Source organism: Candidatus Eremiobacterota bacterium, assembly GCA_031082125.1.
Taxonomy (GTDB): domain Bacteria; phylum Vulcanimicrobiota; class CADAWZ01; order CADAWZ01; family Ess09-12; genus Ess09-12.
In genome coordinates, this window is the sequence record JAVHLM010000008.1 from 192499 (window position 1) to 211990 (window position 19492).

General features: G+C 56.8%; 16 protein-coding genes. 6 read left to right on the plus strand and 10 right to left on the minus strand.

Annotation, left to right across the window (positions count from 1 at the left end; genetic code table 11):
* Positions 1–90 precede the first annotated feature (90 nt).
* Positions 91–1161, plus strand: a complete 1071-nt coding sequence (gene corA, locus RDV48_11525) for a magnesium/cobalt transporter CorA (protein ID MDQ7823417.1) — start codon at positions 91–93, stop codon at positions 1159–1161.
* On the opposite strand, the gene RDV48_11530 is transcribed toward corA, so the two are convergent.
* The gene (locus tag RDV48_11530) at positions 1158–2993 is read right to left on the minus strand and encodes a thioredoxin domain-containing protein (GenBank protein MDQ7823418.1); all 1836 of its coding nucleotides are present in this window, start codon (positions 2991–2993) and stop codon (positions 1158–1160) included. The genes corA and RDV48_11530 overlap by 4 nt on opposite strands.
* Before the next feature lie 123 nt (positions 2994–3116).
* Complete coding sequence (locus RDV48_11535) at positions 3117–4547, minus strand: hypothetical protein (GenBank protein MDQ7823419.1); 1431 nt, start codon at positions 4545–4547, stop codon at positions 3117–3119.
* Between the two features lie 184 nt (positions 4548–4731).
* Here RDV48_11535 and RDV48_11540 point away from each other — a divergent pair, with 184 nt between their 5' ends.
* Positions 4732–5976, plus strand: coding sequence for a clostripain-related cysteine peptidase (locus RDV48_11540; GenBank protein MDQ7823420.1), 1245 nt, complete (start codon positions 4732–4734; stop codon positions 5974–5976).
* Between the two features lie 46 nt (positions 5977–6022).
* Here RDV48_11540 and RDV48_11545 read toward each other — a convergent pair whose 3' ends face one another.
* On the minus strand, positions 6023–6823 hold the full coding sequence (locus RDV48_11545) for a hypothetical protein (GenBank protein MDQ7823421.1): 801 nt from the start codon (positions 6821–6823) through the stop codon (positions 6023–6025).
* 130 nt (positions 6824–6953) lie between these two features.
* Between RDV48_11545 and RDV48_11550 the strand changes: the two genes are divergently transcribed.
* Together RDV48_11550 and gpmA are read left to right on the plus strand one after the other, a co-directional pair.
* Positions 6954–8006 (plus strand): class I fructose-bisphosphate aldolase, encoded by a 1053-nt coding sequence (locus tag RDV48_11550; protein MDQ7823422.1) that lies wholly within the window; start codon positions 6954–6956, stop codon positions 8004–8006.
* Between the two features lie 12 nt (positions 8007–8018).
* Positions 8019–8762, plus strand: coding sequence for a 2,3-diphosphoglycerate-dependent phosphoglycerate mutase (gene gpmA / locus RDV48_11555; GenBank protein ID MDQ7823423.1), 744 nt, complete (start codon positions 8019–8021; stop codon positions 8760–8762).
* A gap of 16 nt (positions 8763–8778) precedes the next feature.
* Here the strand turns inward: gpmA and RDV48_11560 are convergent, their stop codons facing one another.
* Positions 8779–9501 carry an ankyrin repeat domain-containing protein gene (locus RDV48_11560; protein ID MDQ7823424.1) on the minus strand — a complete coding sequence of 241 codons (723 nt, stop codon included), beginning with the start codon at positions 9499–9501 and terminating at the stop codon, positions 8779–8781.
* Between the two features lie 172 nt (positions 9502–9673).
* Here RDV48_11560 and RDV48_11565 point away from each other — a divergent pair, with 172 nt between their 5' ends.
* Positions 9674–10780, plus strand: a complete 1107-nt coding sequence (locus RDV48_11565) for an ATPase, T2SS/T4P/T4SS family (GenBank protein ID MDQ7823425.1) — start codon at positions 9674–9676, stop codon at positions 10778–10780.
* Between the two features lie 4 nt (positions 10781–10784).
* Here the strand turns inward: RDV48_11565 and RDV48_11570 are convergent, their stop codons facing one another.
* From RDV48_11570 to RDV48_11595, 6 genes are all read right to left on the minus strand, one after another.
* Positions 10785–11378, minus strand: a complete 594-nt coding sequence (locus RDV48_11570) for a DNA-3-methyladenine glycosylase I (protein ID MDQ7823426.1) — start codon at positions 11376–11378, stop codon at positions 10785–10787.
* 114 nt (positions 11379–11492) lie between these two features.
* Entirely contained in the window at positions 11493–12410 is a 918-nt protein-coding gene (locus RDV48_11575) for a hypothetical protein (protein ID MDQ7823427.1), read from the minus strand.
* A 49-nt stretch (positions 12411–12459) separates the two neighbouring features.
* On the minus strand, positions 12460–14301 hold the full coding sequence (locus tag RDV48_11580) for an ATP-binding protein (protein ID MDQ7823428.1): 1842 nt from the start codon (positions 14299–14301) through the stop codon (positions 12460–12462).
* 63 nt (positions 14302–14364) lie between these two features.
* Positions 14365–14751, minus strand: a complete 387-nt coding sequence (locus RDV48_11585; protein MDQ7823429.1) for a DsrE family protein — start codon at positions 14749–14751, stop codon at positions 14365–14367.
* Between the two features lie 49 nt (positions 14752–14800).
* Positions 14801–15364 (minus strand): DsrE/DsrF/DrsH-like family protein, encoded by a 564-nt coding sequence (locus tag RDV48_11590; protein MDQ7823430.1) that lies wholly within the window; start codon positions 15362–15364, stop codon positions 14801–14803.
* Between the two features lie 17 nt (positions 15365–15381).
* Positions 15382–15609, minus strand: coding sequence for a sulfurtransferase TusA family protein (locus RDV48_11595; protein MDQ7823431.1), 228 nt, complete (start codon positions 15607–15609; stop codon positions 15382–15384).
* Between the two features lie 384 nt (positions 15610–15993).
* On the opposite strand from RDV48_11595, the gene nifJ reads away from it, so the two are divergent.
* A complete protein-coding gene (gene nifJ / locus RDV48_11600) occupies positions 15994–19491 on the plus strand; it encodes a pyruvate:ferredoxin (flavodoxin) oxidoreductase (protein MDQ7823432.1) in 3498 nt (1165 codons plus the stop codon).
* Position 19492: the final 1 nt, after the last annotated feature.

Here is a 19492-nt window from a genome sequence, read left to right on the forward strand (position 1 = left end):
TTTTTTTCCTCCATCGGAAAAAGGTAAAAGAACCCCTGCTGTAAAAGTGATATCTACCATCCTGTTCAAGGCCGGGAGGAAGTCGGTGCCATGAAGAGACTCAAAGGGAAAAAAACCAGGAAGCTCATGGGTGCCAAAGAGGCACAGAAATCACCGCAGGGCACTGAAGCCTCCTCCCCGCTTAAAATCACCATAATAGACTACGATGAGCAGCACCTGGAAATCAGGGAGACCCATGCTATCGAGGATGCGTTCCCCTACAGCGACACCTCAACGGTGACATGGATCAACGTAGATGCCATCAACAACGCCGAGGTGCTGGAAAAACTGGGAAAGCACTTTGCCATCCACCCCCTTATCATTGAGGATATCTCGAATCCCACGGAGCGGGCCAAGGTCGAGGATTTTGATGAGTACCTCTACCTTGTGCTCAAGATGCTCTCACCGGGAAGCGAAGGGGAGATAGTGCAGGAGCAGGTGAGCATCGTGGTGGGCTCAAAGTTCGTCATCACTTTCCAGGAAGAGGAAAAATCGGGAGATGTCTTCCAGCCCATAAGGGAGAAGATAAAGGCCTGCAAAGGGCGCATCAGGAAGATGGGCCCCGATTACCTGGCCTACAGCCTTGTTGACGCTATCGTGGACAACTACTTCGTCATCCTTGAGAAAACAGGCGATCACATAGAGGACCTCGAGGAAAAACTGATGCTCAAGCCTTCACCGGCGACGCTCCAGGGGATCCACATACTGAAAAGGGAGATGATATTCCTCCACCGCTCCGTGTGGCCCCTCAGAGAAGTGATAAGCCGCCTCCAGAGAGGCGAATCGGCCCTCATCCAGGAAACTACCCGCACCTATCTGCGCGATGTGTATGATCACACCATCCAGGTCATTGAGACCGTGGAGACGTACAGGGACATGATCTCGGGGATGCTGGACACCTATCTCTCAAGCATCAGCTACAAGACCAATGAAATCATGAAAGTCCTCACCATCATGTCCACCATTTTCATCCCTCTCACCTTTTTTGCCGGTGTGTATGGCATGAACTTCAGGCATTTTCCCGAGCTCGAGTGGCACCATGGCCTGCTGCTGTTCTGGATTGTGAACTGCATCGTGGCAGGCTCCATGCTGATCTATTTCAGGAGAAAACGCTGGATTTAAGCATCCAGGGCAGACTCAAGTGCCACAAGCGCCATGGTGTGGGCCATGGGAGCCTCGCTGATACGCCGGGAGAAAGTTTTTGCCACGGACCATGCCTCGCCCTCAAGGGATGAATCGCCGGTGAGGCGGGCAAGCTTCACAAGCGCAAGCATCGCCATCGAATTTCCCGAAGGCACGGCACCGTCATAGATCTCTTTTTTCCTGGCAGGAAGCTCATCGCTCTCCCCGGCGGTGAAGAAAAAGCCGCCCTTTTCGTCGTCTTTGAAGAACTCCTTCATCAAGCGCGAGAGCCTCGTGGCCTCTTCAAGATAAGAGGGCTTTGAGGTTGCCTCATAAAGCTCCACGAGGGCCCAGGTCATGAATGCGTAATCATCGAGAAAGGCGGGGATTGCCGATTCACCGCCGCAGTGCCGGTGAAGAAGAAGGCCGCCGGGCTCTCTCAGGCGGCTCAGGCTAAAGGCCATGGCTTTCTCTGCGGCGGCGGCATAACGCTCGTCGGAGAAGCTCCTCCCCGCCCTGGCCAGGGCGCCCGTCATCAGGGCATTCCAGTCGGTGAGTATCTTTTCGTCCCTGTGAGGGGCAGTTCTCCCCCTGCGGTGAAGAAAAAGCTTCCGCCGCAGCTCCTCCATCCGCTCCGTGAGCTCCCTTTCTTCGATTCCAAGAGTTCGGGCATATTCGCCTATTGGCTTTGCGAGATAGAGGATGTTGGCTCCCCTCTCCCCGTCTTCGCCGTGAAAGTTGCCACCCTCATGAAGGGAAAAGACTTTTGTTGCCAGGTCTGCCTCGTCACTGTCAAGCGCTTTCTTTATTTCGCCGAGGCTCCAGAGGTAATATTTCCCTTCCCGGCCCTCGCTGTCGGCATCCTCGGCGGAGTAAAAGCCTCCCCCGGGGGCCGACAGGTCTCTTGAGACATACTGGAGCACCTCGTCACAGACCCTCCTGTATTCCTCTCTTCCCGTGACGGCAAAAGCCTCCGTGAAAGCCAGCAGCAGCATTGCCTGGTCATAGAGCATCTTCTCAAAATGGGGCACCAGCCAGCGCTCGTCGGTGGAATAGCGGTGGAAGCCGAAGCCCAGGTGGTCAAAGATGCCTCCGCGGCGCATTGCCTCCAGGGTTCCGCAGGCCATGGAGAGGGCTTCCGGCACCCCTTTTCTCTTGTGATAACGGAGGAGAAACAGTATATTATGGGGGGAAGGGAATTTTGGCGCCCGGCCGAAACCGCCGTGGACGGCGTCATAGGATCTTCTGAGCTGCTCATAAGCCTTATCGAGGGCTTCTTCCCCGATATCGCCGGGCTGATAATTTTCGGAATCCCTTTGAAGGGCCGAGGCCACCTCCCGTGCCGTCTGAAGGGTCCGGGGGCGCTCCAGGACCCAGAGCTGCCTGAGCCTCGGGATAAGGGAGAGGAGGCCCATCCTGCCGAAACGGTTCTCCCTGGGGATATAGGTGGCGGCAAAAAAGGGCAGCCTGTCGGGGGTCATCACGATGGTGAGAGGCCACCCGCCGCTTCCCGTCATCATCTGGCAGGCTTCCATGTAAACGCCGTCTATGTCGGGGCGCTCCTCCCTGTCCACCTTGATGCACACGAAGGCGTCGTTGAGGAGCTCTGCCACTTCCCTGTCCTCGAAGGACTCGTGGGCCATCACGTGGCACCAGTGGCACGTAGAGTAGCCGATTGAGAGAAAGACGGCCTTCCCTTCCCGCTCTGCCTTGGTGAAGGCCTCGGCGCCCCATGGATACCAGTCCACGGGGTTATGGGCATGCTGGAGAAGATAGGGGCTCTTCTCTCCGGCAAGCCTGTTGGTGTAGTGGACTTCTTCAATACCCGGCACTGCGGCAGCTCCTCTCTGGAAAGCTCATCGGCTGTCAGATATTGAGATGAAAAAGGCCTGACGGGGATTCACCGGGAACGCCGGGGCGCCGCCCATCACTCTTCCCCGATGGATATTCCTGCACTAGGCGTACTGGCGCTCCGCCACCTTGGTGATGCAGTTTATGGCTCCCTGCAGTGAGCTGATGGCTGTCATGTCCATAGGGACAGGATTATAGCCATATTTTTTGTACACCTTGTTGGCGGGATCATCAAGCTCAGGGATGGCGAAGTTGGGAACAAAGACATTATCGCCGTCAATGACGGCATTGTTATAAGTGATCCAGGGAGTGCTGCGAAGCGACGAGCTGCCGAGATAGGGCACCCTCTCAATCTTGTAGCCGTCTTTCTGAAGCCCCTTGGCTATGGCATCGAAGTTCTGCTGCAGATCGCGATCATCGCCGAGGGTCTCCACAAGGCTGTCGAGGGGAGTGCTGCCGCCGTAGCCCACTTTCTCTCCCATCATCTGCTGATAGGACTCGTATTTTGCCGGTGACTTGGCCTTGAGATCCTTGAGGGTCCTGAGGGCCATCGAAGGATCGCCCACGAGAATGACGGGCTTTCCCGTGGCGGGATCAGGCTTGCCAAGGGGGGTCATGGCCATGTCGATATGAAAGGCCGGCTGCTGCCCCTTGTGGCCGATGATGATTACTTTCTGGTGGGGGAAGGTGCGGTCCATGAAGGATTTGCACCATTCCTCCTGGTCCATCGTGGGAGGCGGGGGCACTCTTTTTTCGGCGGAGATCTCCTGGTATTTGGCGGGGTAGGTTCCCATGTCCCTCATCATGAAGGCGATGGCGTCGGAGCCTACAAATATGGCGTCCCTTGTGGCCACCTGGTTGCCGCCGTCTATGAAGATGCCCTCCATCCGCTCGTATTTGAGCTCGGGGTTTGCCTTGGCGAGCTCACCGGCCACCTTGCCGTCTCCCCAGCCGGGGAACCATGCCCTGTCCTGCTCGATGACCTTGTTGCCCACCACCAGCGTCGAATCCTGTGCCCATATGGAAAGGGACTGCCCCGAGTCGATGATGTGGACCCTGGCGGGGTCGCCAATGGCGCCCTCGCGGGCCCACTTCTTTACCAATCCCTGGAGCTCTTTACGCCCGCCCTCGCCGGAGGTGAGGACCGTGAACTTTGCGTCGGGCATATGGGAGAGAAAGGTCTTGAAGGCATCTATGTAACCATCCCTCGCGGTGCCTGTCATGCCGTAAGTGAGGGTCATGTGGGTGATCTTCCCTTCATTGGCGGGGATCATATAGCCCTCCATCGAGAGGCTGCTTGCCGGCAGGGGCTCTTTGCCTTTTTTCGCCGGGGAGTCGGCAAAAATCTCCAGGAGCTTTTTCCCCAGCTTCTGCGACTTCCCCATGACCCTGGTATTCTCTGAAGGGGGCGAATGGGTGAAGGAATCCACCTTCTCCCCGTTCATGCCTGACTCTTTCAGGGCCTTTTCCCTCTCTCCGGCAAACCTGCCTAGTGACATCCCCTCGTAAAGGCTTTTCCTGTCATTGATCTCCATGGTGCACCCCGCTTCTTGAGAAGTTTCTTCCTCGCAATCGTAGCACAGGTGCCTGTAAAATGCAAGAAAAGAGCGGCAAGTGGTAGCAGCGGTAATGTAACATTTTGTTAATTCCCTCCGCGGGCTCTCCCGGTTATAATGGAATATACCTTAAGAGCGATATTTTGGAAAGGTTGTGAACACAATGACAATAAGACCGGCAGCAGGATCACCTCTCTATGAGCAGCAGGCCGCCCCTTCACAGGCGCCTGTTAATAAAGAGGAAGGCGCACAGGCACAGAGCGACAGCATCTCACTTGGCCAGGAGCCGCAAAATCCCGTGGGGGACAAGAAAAAATGGGGAGTAATGCTTTACTCCGGTGCGGATAACAACCTGGAGAGCGACATGGTGCAGGATGTCATCGATCTCGAATCGGTGGGCTCGGATAAGAACACCCATGTCCTCGTGCAGCTTGACAGGGGCGAATCACCCTCGTCAATCAGCGGTGAATGGGCGGGGTGCCGCAGGTTATATCTCAACAAAGGAACAGACTCCAGCAACCTCACCTCCCCTGTTATCCAGGACATGGGGCAGGTCAACATGGGCGACGCGAAAACACTTACCGACTTCATCGTGTGGGGAGTGCAGAACTACCCTGCAGAACATTACATGCTCATTCTTTCCGACCACGGCGGAGGCTGGCCGGGAGCCATAAGCGATGACTCCCACGGCGGGTGGATCAAGACTCCTGACCTCAACAAGGCTCTCGAGGAAGCGGAGAAGATCACGGGAAAGAAGATCGACCTGCTGGGCTTTGACGCCTGCCTCATGGCATCTACCGAGGTAGGCTATGAGCTGAAGGATTCCGCCGGCTACATGGTGGCATCTGAAAATACCGAGGGCGCGGACGGGTGGCCGTACCCCCAGATTTTCACCTCAAAGATCATGAAGAACCTGCAGAGGGCCCTCAGGGAGAAGCTCGACATCACTCCTGAAGAGGTCGCCAAGAAGGTGGTGGAAGAGGCACAGGGCTTTCAGGGCACACTTCCCACCCTCTCAGCCATGGATCTGTCGAAGATGAAGGATCTTGCCGCGGCCACCGATGCCTTTGCCCAGAAGCTTATCGCCACCGATACACCCAAGTATGCAATCCAGGAGGCGGCGAGAGCCTCGCAGAGCTTCAGCGGCTTCAAGGACCAGTTTGATTTTGCCGAGATGCTCGTAAACAGCAAGGATGTGAAGGATGAAGAGCTCAAGGCCGCCGCGAAGACGATGATGAGCGCGATAAAAGGCGCTGTGATTGCCGAGGAGCACTCAAGCTCCAAGCCTGGCGCGCACGGCCTCACGATAGAGCTCCCGAGCTACCCCTCGGATCCCTCGGAGGACTACAAAGAGCTCAAGTTCGCGAAGGACACCGCCTGGGACGAGGCGCTGGGGAAAATGAAATAATTAAATTCCCTCCTGCCTCTCGTCGGAAGCTGTTGAGGGCCTGCCGCTAAAGGCTCACGCTCCCGAGGACCTGAGCGCCCTGGATGACCTCGAAGGTCTTCGGGCTGTCGCCGTCGGGAAGGTCAAAAATCAGGTTCAGCTGGTGCGGCTGCCCCGGGTCGAGCATGACGGCGTCAGGTGTGTCATTCTGGCTGTACACCACGCTGTAGGACATGTCCTTGACGCTTACGAACCTGTTGCCGCTCTCGCTCAGCACAATGAAGTTGTAGTGGTTGAGGACAATCATTTTTGACGTGATATTCGTGAGGCTCACCGTATAGACCCAGGACATGTTGTTCACGGGGTCCTGGTTATTGCCGTTCGTGCTCGTCACTATGGCGACTCTCACTTTGGGCTCCTGGGGGGCGGAGTACTGCGACGGCGGCGGGGCAATCGAGAGGAAGATGACGCTCCGCATGTCGTTGGTGAAGGAGGCCCTCAGTCCCAGAGCTTCGCACAAATCATTGACGTCAAGGTAAAGGTTGTTCCCGTAATAGTAAGTGTTGACGCCCCTCCCGTTCACCATGTACTCACCCGTGTCTCCCTGATTGGAATCACTGAAAGAGAAGAGGGTCCTTGCCGCATCTGACGAGATGAAGGCGTCGCCTCCGGACCAGAACATGTAGCCGAATGCGCGGCGGTTATTGTAGAAGAGATTCATGGATATGGGCTTTGCGAGGACCGAGCCGTTGTTGTCCAGGATGCTCTGGGAGCCGGAGTCCCTGTTGTCGATTACCTGCGAGAACAGGGGGGCGCTCGATATGATGACCGCGAGCCCGATAATCAGCAGCATGGTGAGAGTTCTCATCGCCGTTCCTCCTTAAGTGTTCTACGGAAGAATTCCCCCCGGCCCAGTCAATCCCCTGCCCTCCGGCACAGGGAAATGCGCCCCTGAAGGCGAAGCTTCATTGAAAAGAAGAATCCTGAAGGAGGAACTCATGAGCAAATCAATTATCTCCCTGTTAGGCAAAGATGGACCATACCTTCTGGAGCACCGGTGCGCGACAGTGCCGAAAGAGCTGCTCCACCTGCCGGGCCCCGATTTTGTGGACAGGATTTTTCTCGCCTCTGACAGGCATATCAGGGTTCTGAGGGCCCTCGGGACTATATTCTCCCATGGAAGGCTTGCCGGGACCGGATATCTCTCCATACTGCCCGTTGACCAGGGGATCGAGCACTCCGCTGGAGCCTCCTTTGCCCCCAATCCCCTCTATTTCGACCCCGAAAACATTGTGAAGCTCGCCGTGGAATCGGGCTGCAACGCCGTGGCCTCAACGCTCGGCGTGCTCGGGGCCGTGGCGAGAAAATATGCCCACAGGATCCCCTTTATCCTCAAGATCAACCACAACGAGCTCTTGTCCTTTCCCAATACCTATGACCAGAGGCTCTTCGCCTCAGTGGATCAGGGATACGACATGGGCGCCCTGGGGATAGGCGCCACCATCTATTTCGGCTCCGAGGAGTCAAGACGGCAGATCGAGGAAATCTCAGAAGCTTTTGCCCACGCCCATGAGCTCGGGATGTTCACGGTGCTCTGGTGCTATGTGAGAAATGACGCCTTCAAGAAAAATGCCATCAACTACGAGGAGTCGGCCGATCTCACCGGCCAGGCGAACCACCTGGGGGTGACCATAGAGGCCGATATCATCAAGCAGAAGCTCCCGGTGAACAACGGCGGCTATAACGAGGTGAAATTCGGCAAGACAAGCCCTCTTGTCTATGAAAAGCTCACCTCGGCCCACCCCATAGACCTCACACGCTACCAGGTGGCGAACTGCTATATGGGCCGAATGGGATTAATCAATTCCGGAGGGGCTTCCGGAGCGAATGATAAGCTTGATGCCGTAAGGACAGCCGTCATAAACAAGCGTGCCGGAGGCATGGGCCTCATCATGGGGAGGAAAGCCTTCCAGAAGCCGATGGAAGAGGGCATCAAGCTGATCCAGGCCGTTCAGGATGTCTATCTCGCAAAAGAAATCACCATCGCGTAAAGGAGGCGCCTCATGCTCACGCTTGTCATGCTTCGCCATGGCGAAAGCACCTGGAACATGGAAAACAGGTTCACCGGCTGGACCGATGTCGATCTCTCCTCAAAAGGCATCCAGGAGGCTCACCAGGCAGGGATAGCACTGAGAGAGAAGGGCTTCTCCTTCGACTGCGCCTATTGCTCTGTCCTGAAGCGCGCCATCAGGACCCTCTGGATTGTCCTTGATGAGATGGACCTCATGTGGCTCCCCGTAGAAAACTCCTGGAGACTGAACGAGCGCTACTACGGGGCTCTTCAGGGCCTTAACAAGAAGGAATCTTCTGAGAAGATGGGCGAGGAACAGGTGCATCTCTGGAGAAGAAGCTACGACGTGCCGCCGCCGGCCGTAACCGCTGATGATCCCCGTTACCCCGGCAATGACAGGCGCTATCATGGCATCGAAGGCCTTCCCCTCACTGAAAGCCTCAAGAATACCATTGACCGCATGCTCCCCTACTGGCACGAAGTGATAGCGCCGACAGTGAAAGAAGGGAAAAAGGTCCTCATCGCCGCCCACGGGAACAGCCTCAGGGGCCTCGTGAAATATCTCGACGGCCTCACACCGGAGGAAGTGGCGGGGCTCAACATTCCCACGGGCATTCCCCTTGTCTACGAGCTTAATGATGATCTCAGCAAGATAAGGCACTATTACCTTGCCGACGAGGAGGTCCTCAAGGCTGCCACTGAGCGCGTGGCATCGCAGGCAAAGGTTGCTCCCTAGGGGTGTTCCGCCCTGCTTACTCGCGGCCGCCGTGAGCCTTGAGAAACTCCACGACCGCTTTCTGCTCTTCCATCTGGGCATAGGAGAGGGGGGTGGAGCCGTACTTAGTGCGGGCGTTCACCTGAGCTCTTTTCCCCAGAAGAAACTCCACGACTTCCAGCTTCCCTTCGCGGGCGGCGAGATGAAGAGGCGTCTCGCCCTTCCTGTCAAGAATGTCCACGTTCACTCCCTTTGAGATCAGAAGCTCCGCGAGCTTCCTGTGCCCCCCCTGGGCGGCGTAGTGAAGGGAGTTTTCCCCCTTCTTGTCGGAGGCGAAGAGGCCTGCCCCCCTCAGGATGAGCAGCTCCGCCACCTCCTGATGGCCGTTCGCCGAGGCGATGTGCAGAGGAGTGGCACCTCCGTCATCCTTGGCGTTCACCTTGGCCCCTTCGGAGATGAGCAGCTCGGTGATATTCTTGTTTCCCGCCTTTGCCGCGGCATGGAGGGTTGTCGTGCCGCCCGTGGTCTTCGCGTTGGCGAGCTTTGCGTTCCCCGAGAGGAGCGCCTTGAGCTTTTTTATGTCGCCTTTTTCCACCGCCTCAAAGAAGTCCTTTTTGGCGGGATCATCCTTCTTCAGAAAATCCCACGAGAGCCCGGGGGGACAGGACTCCCTCCCGTAGCATCTCCCTCCCTCATCGGGGGGGAAGAAAAAAAGGGCGGAAAGTGCCGATATGAACGCCAGGTGTCTTATGAAGCGCATGGATGCTGCCTCCCTATGGGTAATGCTCTCAAGAGAGTATTCTCCCTTTCTTCACCATGAGCCTTTTATGTGATATAATACTCTCATTGAAGGAAGGTGAAGTGCCCTGAGCTCCTCTCACGAACTGCAGACCGACACGGCGGACAAGATTGCGAAGGCTCTCCTTCTTGACATGCTCAAGCTTGGAGCGTCGGACATGCACCTGGAGCCCGATTTTTTCGGCCTCAGGATCCGTTACAGGATAGACGGCGTGATGACAGACATCCTCGAGCTGCCCGGAGAGCACAGCACTGCACTGGTGCATATCCTGAAAGGCATGGCCGGCATTAATCCTGAGCTCAGGGAGCGCCCCGGCGAGGGAAAAATCTCCCTCCTCGTAAAGGGCAGCACTCATCGTTACCTGGTGAGCTCAATGCCGGTCATCAAAGGAGAGAGACTTACCATCCATTCCGTGATGGACCATTTCATCGAGAGGACCCTCACGGAGCTGGGGTTCTCCGCCGGCGTCGATCACTTCGTCACCTCATTCCTCGGTGAGGAGCGGGGGCTTTTTGTCATCACGGGGTCCCTCGGCGATGGGCGCAGCACCACAGCCCTCTCCCTCGCGAGAAGACAGGCCCATATCCAGCCTTCTTGCACCGCCGTCGAGCTTTCTCCCACTTATGAGGTCCCCGAGGTAAGGCAGATAAAGTGCGGCAGCCTCATGGAATTCCTGAGGGCGCTCTCGGAGCTTGCCCTGTCGCCCGCAGAGCTTGTGGTTATTGACGAGGTGACAAGCCCCCCCGCGATGCAGTGCGCCGCAAGGCTTACTGAATCATCCCGGAAGGTCATTGTCCTCACGAGGTCCCGGAATGCCTTCACGGCCCTGAGGGATCTTGTGGACATGGGCATCACCCGCGATTATATCGCCTCGTCGCTCAGGGGCGTGCTGGCCCAGAAGCTTGTCAAAACCATATGCCCCCACTGCAGGGCACCCTATAACCCCCACCCCTGGGAGTTGAGACTCTTTGAGAGCCAGAGGGAATTCCCCCCGGGGTCATTCTCCCGCGGAGAGGGCTGCGAGCAGTGCCGCCACACGGGATACCTCGGGAGGACCCCTCTCGAGCACCTCGTGATCCCCAGCGGAAAGGCAGGGCTCTCTGAGGCCCTGCTTGCTGAGAGGGAGGTAAAGGAAGGGCTTTACTGCAAGGAGAAAGTGAGCCTTCTCTCCTCGGCGGGGGATAAGTGCCTCAGGGGCGTCACGACGCTCCAGGAGATTGCCAGGGTGCTGGAACTCTAGGTCCTCATTTCTTTCTGCGGCCTCCCGGCGGCATGGCAGCTCCAAGCTCCTTATACCTGAAGCATCCCACGATATGATCATTCACCAGGCCGATAGCCTGCATATGGGCATAAATGACCGTTGACCCCACGAATGAAAAGCCCCTTTTCTTGAGATCGGCGCTTACCCTGTCAGAGAGAGGGGTAGTTGCGGGGATCTCTTTCAAAGTCTTCCAGGCGTTTATCACGGGCTGATGCTCCACAAAGCTCCAGATATAGCGGTCGAAGCTCCCCCACTGCTGCTGGATCTCGAGGAAAAGCCGCGCGTTTTTCACCGAGGCTTCTATTTTTTTCCTGTTCCTTATAATACCGGGATTCACGAGGAGCTTCTCAATATCCTCACCGGTAAACTGCGCCACTTTGAGGGGATCGAACCCCCCGTAGGCCCCGCGGTAATTCTCGCGCTTGCGGAGCACCGTGAGCCAGCTCAAACCCGCCTGGGCGCACTCAAGGGTGAGGAATTCAAAATGCCTGCAGTCGTCATGGACCGGCACGCCCCATTCCTCGTCGTGGTACTTTACATAAAGGGGATCATTTCCTGGCCAGGGGCAGCGCTCCATGGCACCTCACTTTCCCGGGGTATTCCCGTCAGGGCTTTTCGCCGTCAGACTGTCATTCTCAGGAGGCCCCGCGGGCCAGGAGCACGGCAAAGAGCTTGATCCGTTCGAAGAAGGTCACTTGAACTCCGTCTTCCCCTTCTGCCCGTCCCGTCCCGACCTTCCGGGGTACCCGCTCTGGCCGCCGGGATTTCCGCCGGGGCCTCCCGAACCTCCCCTGCCGCCCTGGCCTCCTGCGGCATCTATTGTGACAAAGCTTTTCAGGTCGACCCCCGACGAGGTGACCGTCACGTCTCCTCCGTCGCCGCCGTCACCGCCATCACCGCCGGGGCCTCCCGAGCCTCCCGCGGCATACCCGCGGCGCGTGGTATAGGGATCAGTATAGCCGTCCTGGTACTGCTGAACGGTGCCCCCCGCTCCGCCGGCGCCACCGGTGCCTCCATCGCCTCCCCTTGCTGATATGACGAGGGGGCTCGATGATTTCGCGAGGAAGAACTGGGTGATGAAGCTGCCTGACGCAATCTGTACGGCGATATAGTCACCGGCATCCCTGAGGCCGACAGCGACATCGCCGCCATTCTCGCCATTGCTTCCGCTCTCTCCCGCCCTGCCGGAGCCGGCGCCCTGCATCCCACCCTCGTTGTTCACCCAGCCTCCGGATCCGCTTCCCCCGCTCCCGCCGGGGGCTCCCCGCTTCCCGTCAAAGGAATATTTCAGGTCGCTGCGCACGGAAAAGCTTATAAAATCCATTACCTCCACATACCTGCCCTGGTAAAACTTCCTCACCTGCCATTTGTAATCGCTCGGAGGGAGGGACATCGCGAAGGTGGAGCCGCTTATGGGTTTCGAATAGACTGGCTTTCCCATTCCGTAGACCTCAAGGTAGTACTGCGAGCCGTCACCGGGCCAATGAAAATTGACAATGGCGGGCTGCCCTACGATGACCATGGCCTGCGACGGCACGCAGGACTGCCCATGGGCTGCCATGGCGGAAATAATGAGAAGCAAGGCGGCCAAGAGAAAATATCTGCCCATCGCTCTCCCCCTTTCCTTGATAAGACTGCCTTTTCTCAGCGCGCTCCTGTCAGTGAGGCTTCAATGCCTTCTGTACCGCCCTTTTCATCACTTTCATGTCAAGCGGGAGCGGTATGATGTCAAAGAACTTGTCTTTCCATTCAGAAAGCCTCACCGAAGAGAGAAGGATAAGGGGCACATCCCTGCTGGTAGGGGTATTCCTGAAGATATAGTGAAAGGTTTCAACCTCCATGTCGGGAAGAGTACGGTCAAGGAGCACCACGTGAGGCTTTATCTCGATGGTCTTCATGATTCCCTCCTTGCCGCCTGCCACGAACTCCGCCCGGTGCCCCTCTTCCTGGAGGGAGAGGGCCGCAAGCCTCCCGCTCTCTATGTCGCCGCCCACTATCAATACCGAGCCCTTCTTGAGGACCTCCTTCGCGGGAGGATGGCCCTGGGGAAGGGTGAAGCGGAAAAGAGTCCCCGCTCCCGGCTCGCTCTCAACAGTGATATCAGAGCCATGGCCCTCAACAAACTTCTTTACATTGAAAAGTCCAAGCCCTGTGCCGCGGCGGCTCCCGCTTATCCTGGCGAATTTCTTGAAAAGCTTGGGCAGCTCATTGCCGGGAATTCCTTTTCCCGTATCCTTCACTTCTACGGCAATCCGCTCGTTCCCGCAAAGAGCGACATTGATGCTTATGGTGCCTCCCTGGGGTGTGGCACGGATAGCGTTGGAGAGAAGGTTATGGAATACCTGCCTTGTGAGCTGCCTGTCGGCATTGACCCAGAGGGAGCTGTCACATTGGAAATCAAGGGCAATCTTCATCTCAATGGCAAGGGGCTCGAAAGTGTCATAGAGCTCCTTGATAAGAGAGCAGAGCGTAAAATCCTCAAACAGGAAATGAAGCATGCCCGATTCTATCCTTGAAAGCTCTACTATGTTGTTGATTATGCCGAGAAGGATGTCGCCGCAATGGTGGATCCTGTTCACGAACTCATTCTTTTTCGCCGAGATCTCTCCAAAATCACTGTCGCCAAGGAGCTGGCAGAACCCCATTATCGATGAGAGAGGGGTCCTGAGGTCGTGGGTCATCGAGGCGATGAACTCCTCCTTCAGCCTTTCAAGCTCCTTGTGGCGCGTCCTGTCCCTGAAGGCGGCGACGGTGCCGAGGATCTCACCGGCAGAGGTGCATATCAGCGATATATTTATCTCCACCGGCCTTCTCAGGCCTGATTTCGTCAGAATCCAGGCCTCATCAACAAAAATCCCCTTTTTTTCCCTGAGGGATATCCTGATGGGATCACGGGCATCCCTGAGCACATTATCCGAAGCATCCCTGAAGTCAAGCACCGAGGTGAGGGGATGCCCGGCAATTTCATCGGGGGGCCATTCCGTGATGCTCTGAGCGGCAGCGTTGAAAAGGATCACTTTCCCTTCCGTGTCGGTAGTCACCACACCGTCGCCGATACTGGCAAGGGTAGTGTGAAGGCGTTCCTTTTCGACCTGAAGCTGTGCGTTGAGGCGGTCCTGCTCGGCATGGTGGATCTCAAGCTCCGCCAGGAGCTCGGCGGCATTAACGTTTGCCATGGAGAGGGCCTTGTTGAGCTCCGTGATCTGCTCATCGCGGAGCTCAATGAGCGCCATAAGCTCTGCGGCATGGGCATTGGCCCGGGCAATCTGCACATTGGTGTCCTCGAGATTCCTGTTCTTCTCCTCGAGCTCTGCCAGCAGCTCCGCCGATTCGGCATTTGCGCGGGCAAGTGCCTGATTGAGCCTCCCTTCGCACTCCTTCTGATCTTTGCTGTCGGCCAGGAGCCTGTCAATCTTCTCCTTCTCTTTGAGGAGGGCCTTGTTGGCTGCCATGAGGCTGCGGACTTTCTCCTGGAGGGCCTGCACCTTCTCGTCTTTCAAACTATGCCTCTCTTCCCGGGAAAAGTATCATCTCATCCCCATATAATCAATTTGGGAAGCATCCTAGAAGGTAATCACCTTGGTGGAGGGTCCGGTCTTTCCCACAATTGTCGTCAATCCCACAAGCTTCGCCTCGGGAATAAGCTTTTCCGTCATGGTATCCCTGTCAAAGGAGCAATAATACTCACTGCAGGGCGCACAGACAAGCAGCTCCCCTCCAAGGGCGCAGTACTGTTCGAGATAGGCCGACAGGGGCTCAAAGCCGCCCACCTCCACATCGCGCATCGCCCCCCTGAGGGCCCACATCGTGCCTTCCATGGTAAGGTACATTGAGACCTGCTTGCCCATGGCAAGGGCGGCACATCCCCAGGCGAAGGCCAGGGTAGCCCGGGTGCCCCTGTCCTGTTTTCCCGTCGTAAGCACCATAATAAGATCATTGTTTTCCGTCACGGCAGCACTCCTTTCGTCGTCGGTGGGCACGGTTTACTGCGCCCGTCACTCAGATGAATAATACAATCCTGCTCTTCAGGGCCAGGGAGAGAAATGTGGCGACACCGCAGGTGTTAAGGGTATCGCTGTCTACAAGCTCTTTGCAGTCAAGGCCGAAAAGACCGCTTGAAGTCTCACAGAGATGGAAGTGGGCCCCCATCTCCTTGGCCTGCTTCATGAGGGTGCCGAGATCATCGACGCCCTTCTCTTTCATCAGCATTCCCAGCATGGCCTTGCCCATCCCGCCAAAATGCATCTTTGAGAGAGGGACGGTCCCCACGTGGCCAGGGAGCATCATGGAGAGCATCTGCTGGATAAGGGATTTCCCGGCCGGGGCGGTGGCCCCTTCTTTCCTGAGGGCGCTTACGGCCCAGAAGGTAAAAAATATGTGGACCTCCTGGCCAAGGGCGAGCGCGCCGTTCGCAATGGTAAAGGCGGCAAAAAGCCTGTCCCATTCTCCGCTGAAGCAGACCAGGGAGACCCTGTCCTCCGGAGCTCCCCCTTTCTGCAGATGTGCCACCTGCTCTTCAAGCCTTTTTATGCGCTCTTCAAGAGCGCCGGCGCTGCCATCCATAAGGCCACCTCCCGGTATTACCCTGTCTTGATAGTTGCAATGCTGACGGACCCTTCCCTGACAAGGCTTACCAGCGTGTTATGGGTCGTCTCGCACCATGCTTTGACATCGCTCTCAAAGGCAAGATCATCGGCCTTGATGACGATAATTGAGCCGGGAGGCGCCTTTCTGAAAGCTTTTGCAAGCTCCACAATGGGCCTCGGGCACTTTGTTCCGATGGCATCGATCTCTATATGCTCTGACATAGACACCTCTTTTGCAGTACTTCTGCCCTTACAGCAGGCTCGCCCTTCTTTTCACTTTCCTAAAACATTCAGTGACACGGTGCCTTTTTCCTTTCTCCTTCAGAGAGGTCCCCCGCCGGCAATTGCAGCGCCCGGTGAGGAGGAATTTTTACGGTGACAGGGAATGTCTGTTAAGAGAAAGACAAGATATTTCAAGCAAGTCTGGGTTTCAACCAAGCCTTCTCCCTCATCTTGCGGCCAAGCGTTTTTTTCTTTAAACAGATCCTTTCAACAGGAACAAAAATCAAACAAATGGAGGAATGCCACATGTCCGGTAACACTGAAACTCTCAATTCAGTCTCTCCTGCCTCAACGACCACGCGCTCAAAGAAAAGCGGCAACACCATGGTAACCATCACGGGCAACCAGGCGGCGACCCATGTCGCCTATGCTTACAGTGAGGTGGCTGCCATCTATCCCATCACTCCCTCGTCAGACATGGGGGAGATGGCCGACACCTGGGCGAGCGAGAAAAGGAAAAACATTTTCGGCCAGGTTGTTGACGTCATAGAGATGCAGTCAGAGGCGGGCGCCGCAGGGGCCGTCCATGGCTCCCTGAGTGCCGGCGCTCTGACGACAACCTTTACGGCCTCCCAGGGACTTCTTCTCATGATACCCAACATGCATAAGATCGCCGGCGAGATGATCCCGGCAGTATTCCACGTGTCGGCACGCTCCCTGGCCTGCCAGTCCCTCTCAATCTTCGGTGACCATTCAGACGTGATGAGCGTGAGAAACACCGGCTTCGGCCTGATATGCTCCAGCTCGCCCCAGGAGGTCATGGACCTTGCAGCGGTGGCCCATCTTTCAACCCTGAAAAGCCAGGTCCCCTTCCTCCATTTCTTTGACGGCTTCCGCACCTCCGCAGAGATAATGAAGGTTGAGGAGATAAGCTACGATATCCTGAAAGAGCTCTATGAGCCTGAGTATCTGAGAAGGTTCCGCAACAGGGCGATGCGCCCTGAAAAGCCCTATGCGAAGGTAGGCGCCCAGAACCCCGATGTGTATTTCCAGGGGCGCGAGACGATTAATAAAGATTACGACGCAGTTCCCGGCATTGTCCAGGAATATATGGACAAGGTAGCGGCAAAAACGGGGAGACAGTACCACCTCTTTGATTACTACGGCCATCCCCAGGCCACCAATATCATTGTGGCCATGGGAAGTGGCTGTGAGACCATTGAGGAATCCATTGACTGCATGCTGAAGCGCGGAGACAAGGTGGGCATGGTGCGCGTGCGCCTTTACAGGCCTTTCTCAGCCGAGGCCCTTGTGAAGGTGATCCCCACCTCTGTCGAGAGAATAGCGGTGCTGGACAGGACCAAGGAGCCCGGATCTCTTGGCGAGCCGCTTTACATGGACATCGTGACGGCCCTTGCAGGAAAAAATATCAAGATTATCGGGGGAAGATACGGCCTCTCGAGCAAGGAGTTCACCCCCTCGATGGTGCAGGCTGTCTACCGCCATCTTGCGGGGAAATGCACCCACAACTTCACGGTGGGAATCAATGACGACGTGACGCACCTGTCGCTCCCCATCGACGAGGAGCTCTGCTCGGAGCCCGCCGACATGAAGAGCTGCATGTTCTGGGGACTGGGCTCCGACGGCACCGTCGGCGCCAATAAGGACTCCATCAAGATCATAGGTGATAACACTGATCTGAACGCTCAAGGCTACTTTGTCTATGATTCAAAGAAATCATACGGCATCACCATCTCCCACCTGCGGTTCGGCAAGAGCCCCATCAAGTCGCCTTACCTGGTCTATCACCCCAATTTTGTGGCGTGCCACAATCCCGCCTATATCGGCCGGTATGACATGCTCAAGGGGATCAAGGAGGGAGGCGTGTTCCTCCTCAACTCCGACTGGGACCGCACCGAGGTCTTCAGCCATCTCACCGAGGAGATGCAGAAAACCATCATGGAGAAGAAGATCAGGTTCTACACCATCGACGCCCTCAAGATCTCCGAGGCGGCCGGCCTGGGAGCCAGGATCAACACCGTGATGATGACCGCCTTTTTCCTCGTGTCGGGAGTGCTGGAGCATGATGAGGCTATCAAGCTCATCAAGAGCGCCATCAAGAAAACCTACTCCAAAAAAGGCGAGGAAGTGGTGAAGAAGAACTGGGAATGCGTTGACCGCACCGCCGAGGCGCTGGTGCAGGTCGATATCCCTGAGAAGATCACCGCCTCGTACAAACCGCCCAGGCTTATCCCCGACGATGCACCGATCTTTGCCAGGGAAATAATTGAGCGTTCCATGCACCTCCTCGGAGATGAGGTGCCTGTCTCAAAGATGTCCTTTGACGGCGTGCTTCCCACGGCCACATCTAGGCTGGAAAAGCGCGGCATCGCTCCCCGCGTGCCGGTATGGGTCCCTGAGCACTGCATCCAGTGCAACCAGTGCGTCAACGCCTGTCCCCATGCCGTTGTGAGGGCAAAGCAGATAGCGCCTGATGACCTGAAAAATGCTCCTTCAAGCTTCCATGTGGAGGATTCAAAGACCAAGAATGACAAGAGCTGGAAATTCAGGCTCCAGATATATGTGGACGACTGCACGGGCTGCGGCGTCTGCGTGGAAACCTGCCCGGCAAAGACCAAGGCCCTGGAATTCTCGGTGCTTGAAAAAGAGCGCCAGAGCGGACAGGCCGAGAACTATCGCTTCTTTGACGCTCTGCCCGACAATGTGGGAGCCGACACCAAGAACCTGAAGAGCAGCGGCTTCATCAAGCCCCTTTTCGAGTTCTCAGGCGCCTGCGGGGGCTGCGGCGAGACACCCTACATCAGGCTCATCACCCAGCTCTTCGGCGAAAGGATGATAGTTGCCAATGCCACGGGCTGCTCATCAATCTATGGCGGCACCTTCCCCACCATACCCTACTGCACTACCAAGGAGGGCAGGGGGCCTGCCTGGGGCAACTCCCTTTTCGAGGACAATGCCGAATACGGCTTTGGCATGCGCCTCGCCGTTGAAAGCAACCGCAGGACCCTCAGGGCAGCCGTCGAGCAGTACATTGCCCTCCAGGGAGCAACCGAAGCGCTCAAGGCAGCCCTTACCGCCTGCCTGGGCGCCTGGGACAAGACCGACAGCGAAGCGGTGGCAGCCCAGCAGGCGGTGCAGCCCCTCATCCAGGAAGCCCTCAAGGGAAGTGATGGCGAGAAAAAGGCCCTCCTTGAGAAAATTCAGGAGCTTCAGGATTACTTCGTGGAGAAGAGCATCTGGTGCATCGGCGGCGACGGGTGGGCCTATGACATCGGCTACGGCGGCCTGGACCACGTGGTGGCCTCGGGGAGAAATGTGAACATCCTGGTGCTTGACACCGAGGTGTATTCAAACACCGGCGGCCAGGCATCAAAGTCAACGCCCCTCGCCGCAGTGGCGAAATTCGCCAACGCGGGAAAAAGAGTGGGCAAGAAAAACCTGGGACTGATGTGCATGAGCTATGGCTATGTCTATGTGGCCTCAATTGCCCTTGGCGCCAACAGGAACCAGGCCCTCAAGGCGCTCCTTGAGGCCGAGGCCTATCCCGGGCCCTCAATCGTCATCGCCTACTCTCCCTGTATCGCCCACGGTTTCAACATGATGAAGACCCAGACTGAGCAGAAGCGGGCCGTCGAGAGCGGCTACTGGCCCCTTTACCGTTACAACCCCTCATCCGAGAAGCCCTTTACGTGGGATAACCCTGAGGTGACAGGCAGTTTCCAGGACTTCATCCGCGGGGAAACGCGCTACAACTCCCTTAAGCTCACGGCACCGCAGGATGCCGAGCGCCTTTTTGCCGAGGCGGAGAAGGACGCGAAGCGGCGTATCGACTTCTTTAAAAAGATAGGCGAGATACTCTAGG

Excerpts from the sequence above, each read along its gene's own strand:
- corA (MDQ7823417.1), top strand. The coding sequence starts at position 91 with ATGAAGAGACTCAAAGGGAAAAAAACCAGGAAGCTCATGGGTGCCAAA.
- RDV48_11535 (MDQ7823419.1), bottom strand. The coding sequence starts at position 4,547 with ATGGAGATCAATGACAGGAAAAGCCTTTACGAGGGGATGTCACTAGGC.
- RDV48_11540 (MDQ7823420.1), top strand. The coding sequence starts at position 4,732 with ATGACAATAAGACCGGCAGCAGGATCACCTCTCTATGAGCAGCAGGCC.
- RDV48_11545 (MDQ7823421.1), bottom strand. The coding sequence starts at position 6,823 with ATGAGAACTCTCACCATGCTGCTGATTATCGGGCTCGCGGTCATCATA.
- RDV48_11550 (MDQ7823422.1), top strand. The coding sequence starts at position 6,954 with ATGAGCAAATCAATTATCTCCCTGTTAGGCAAAGATGGACCATACCTT.
- gpmA (MDQ7823423.1), top strand. The coding sequence starts at position 8,019 with ATGCTCACGCTTGTCATGCTTCGCCATGGCGAAAGCACCTGGAACATG.
- RDV48_11560 (MDQ7823424.1), bottom strand. The coding sequence starts at position 9,501 with ATGCGCTTCATAAGACACCTGGCGTTCATATCGGCACTTTCCGCCCTT.
- RDV48_11565 (MDQ7823425.1), top strand. The coding sequence starts at position 9,674 with ATGCTCAAGCTTGGAGCGTCGGACATGCACCTGGAGCCCGATTTTTTC.
- RDV48_11570 (MDQ7823426.1), bottom strand. The coding sequence starts at position 11,378 with ATGGAGCGCTGCCCCTGGCCAGGAAATGATCCCCTTTATGTAAAGTAC.
- RDV48_11575 (MDQ7823427.1), bottom strand. The coding sequence starts at position 12,410 with ATGGGCAGATATTTTCTCTTGGCCGCCTTGCTTCTCATTATTTCCGCC.
- RDV48_11590 (MDQ7823430.1), bottom strand. The coding sequence starts at position 15,364 with ATGGATGGCAGCGCCGGCGCTCTTGAAGAGCGCATAAAAAGGCTTGAA.
- RDV48_11595 (MDQ7823431.1), bottom strand. The coding sequence starts at position 15,609 with ATGTCAGAGCATATAGAGATCGATGCCATCGGAACAAAGTGCCCGAGG.
- nifJ (MDQ7823432.1), top strand. The coding sequence starts at position 15,994 with ATGGTAACCATCACGGGCAACCAGGCGGCGACCCATGTCGCCTATGCT.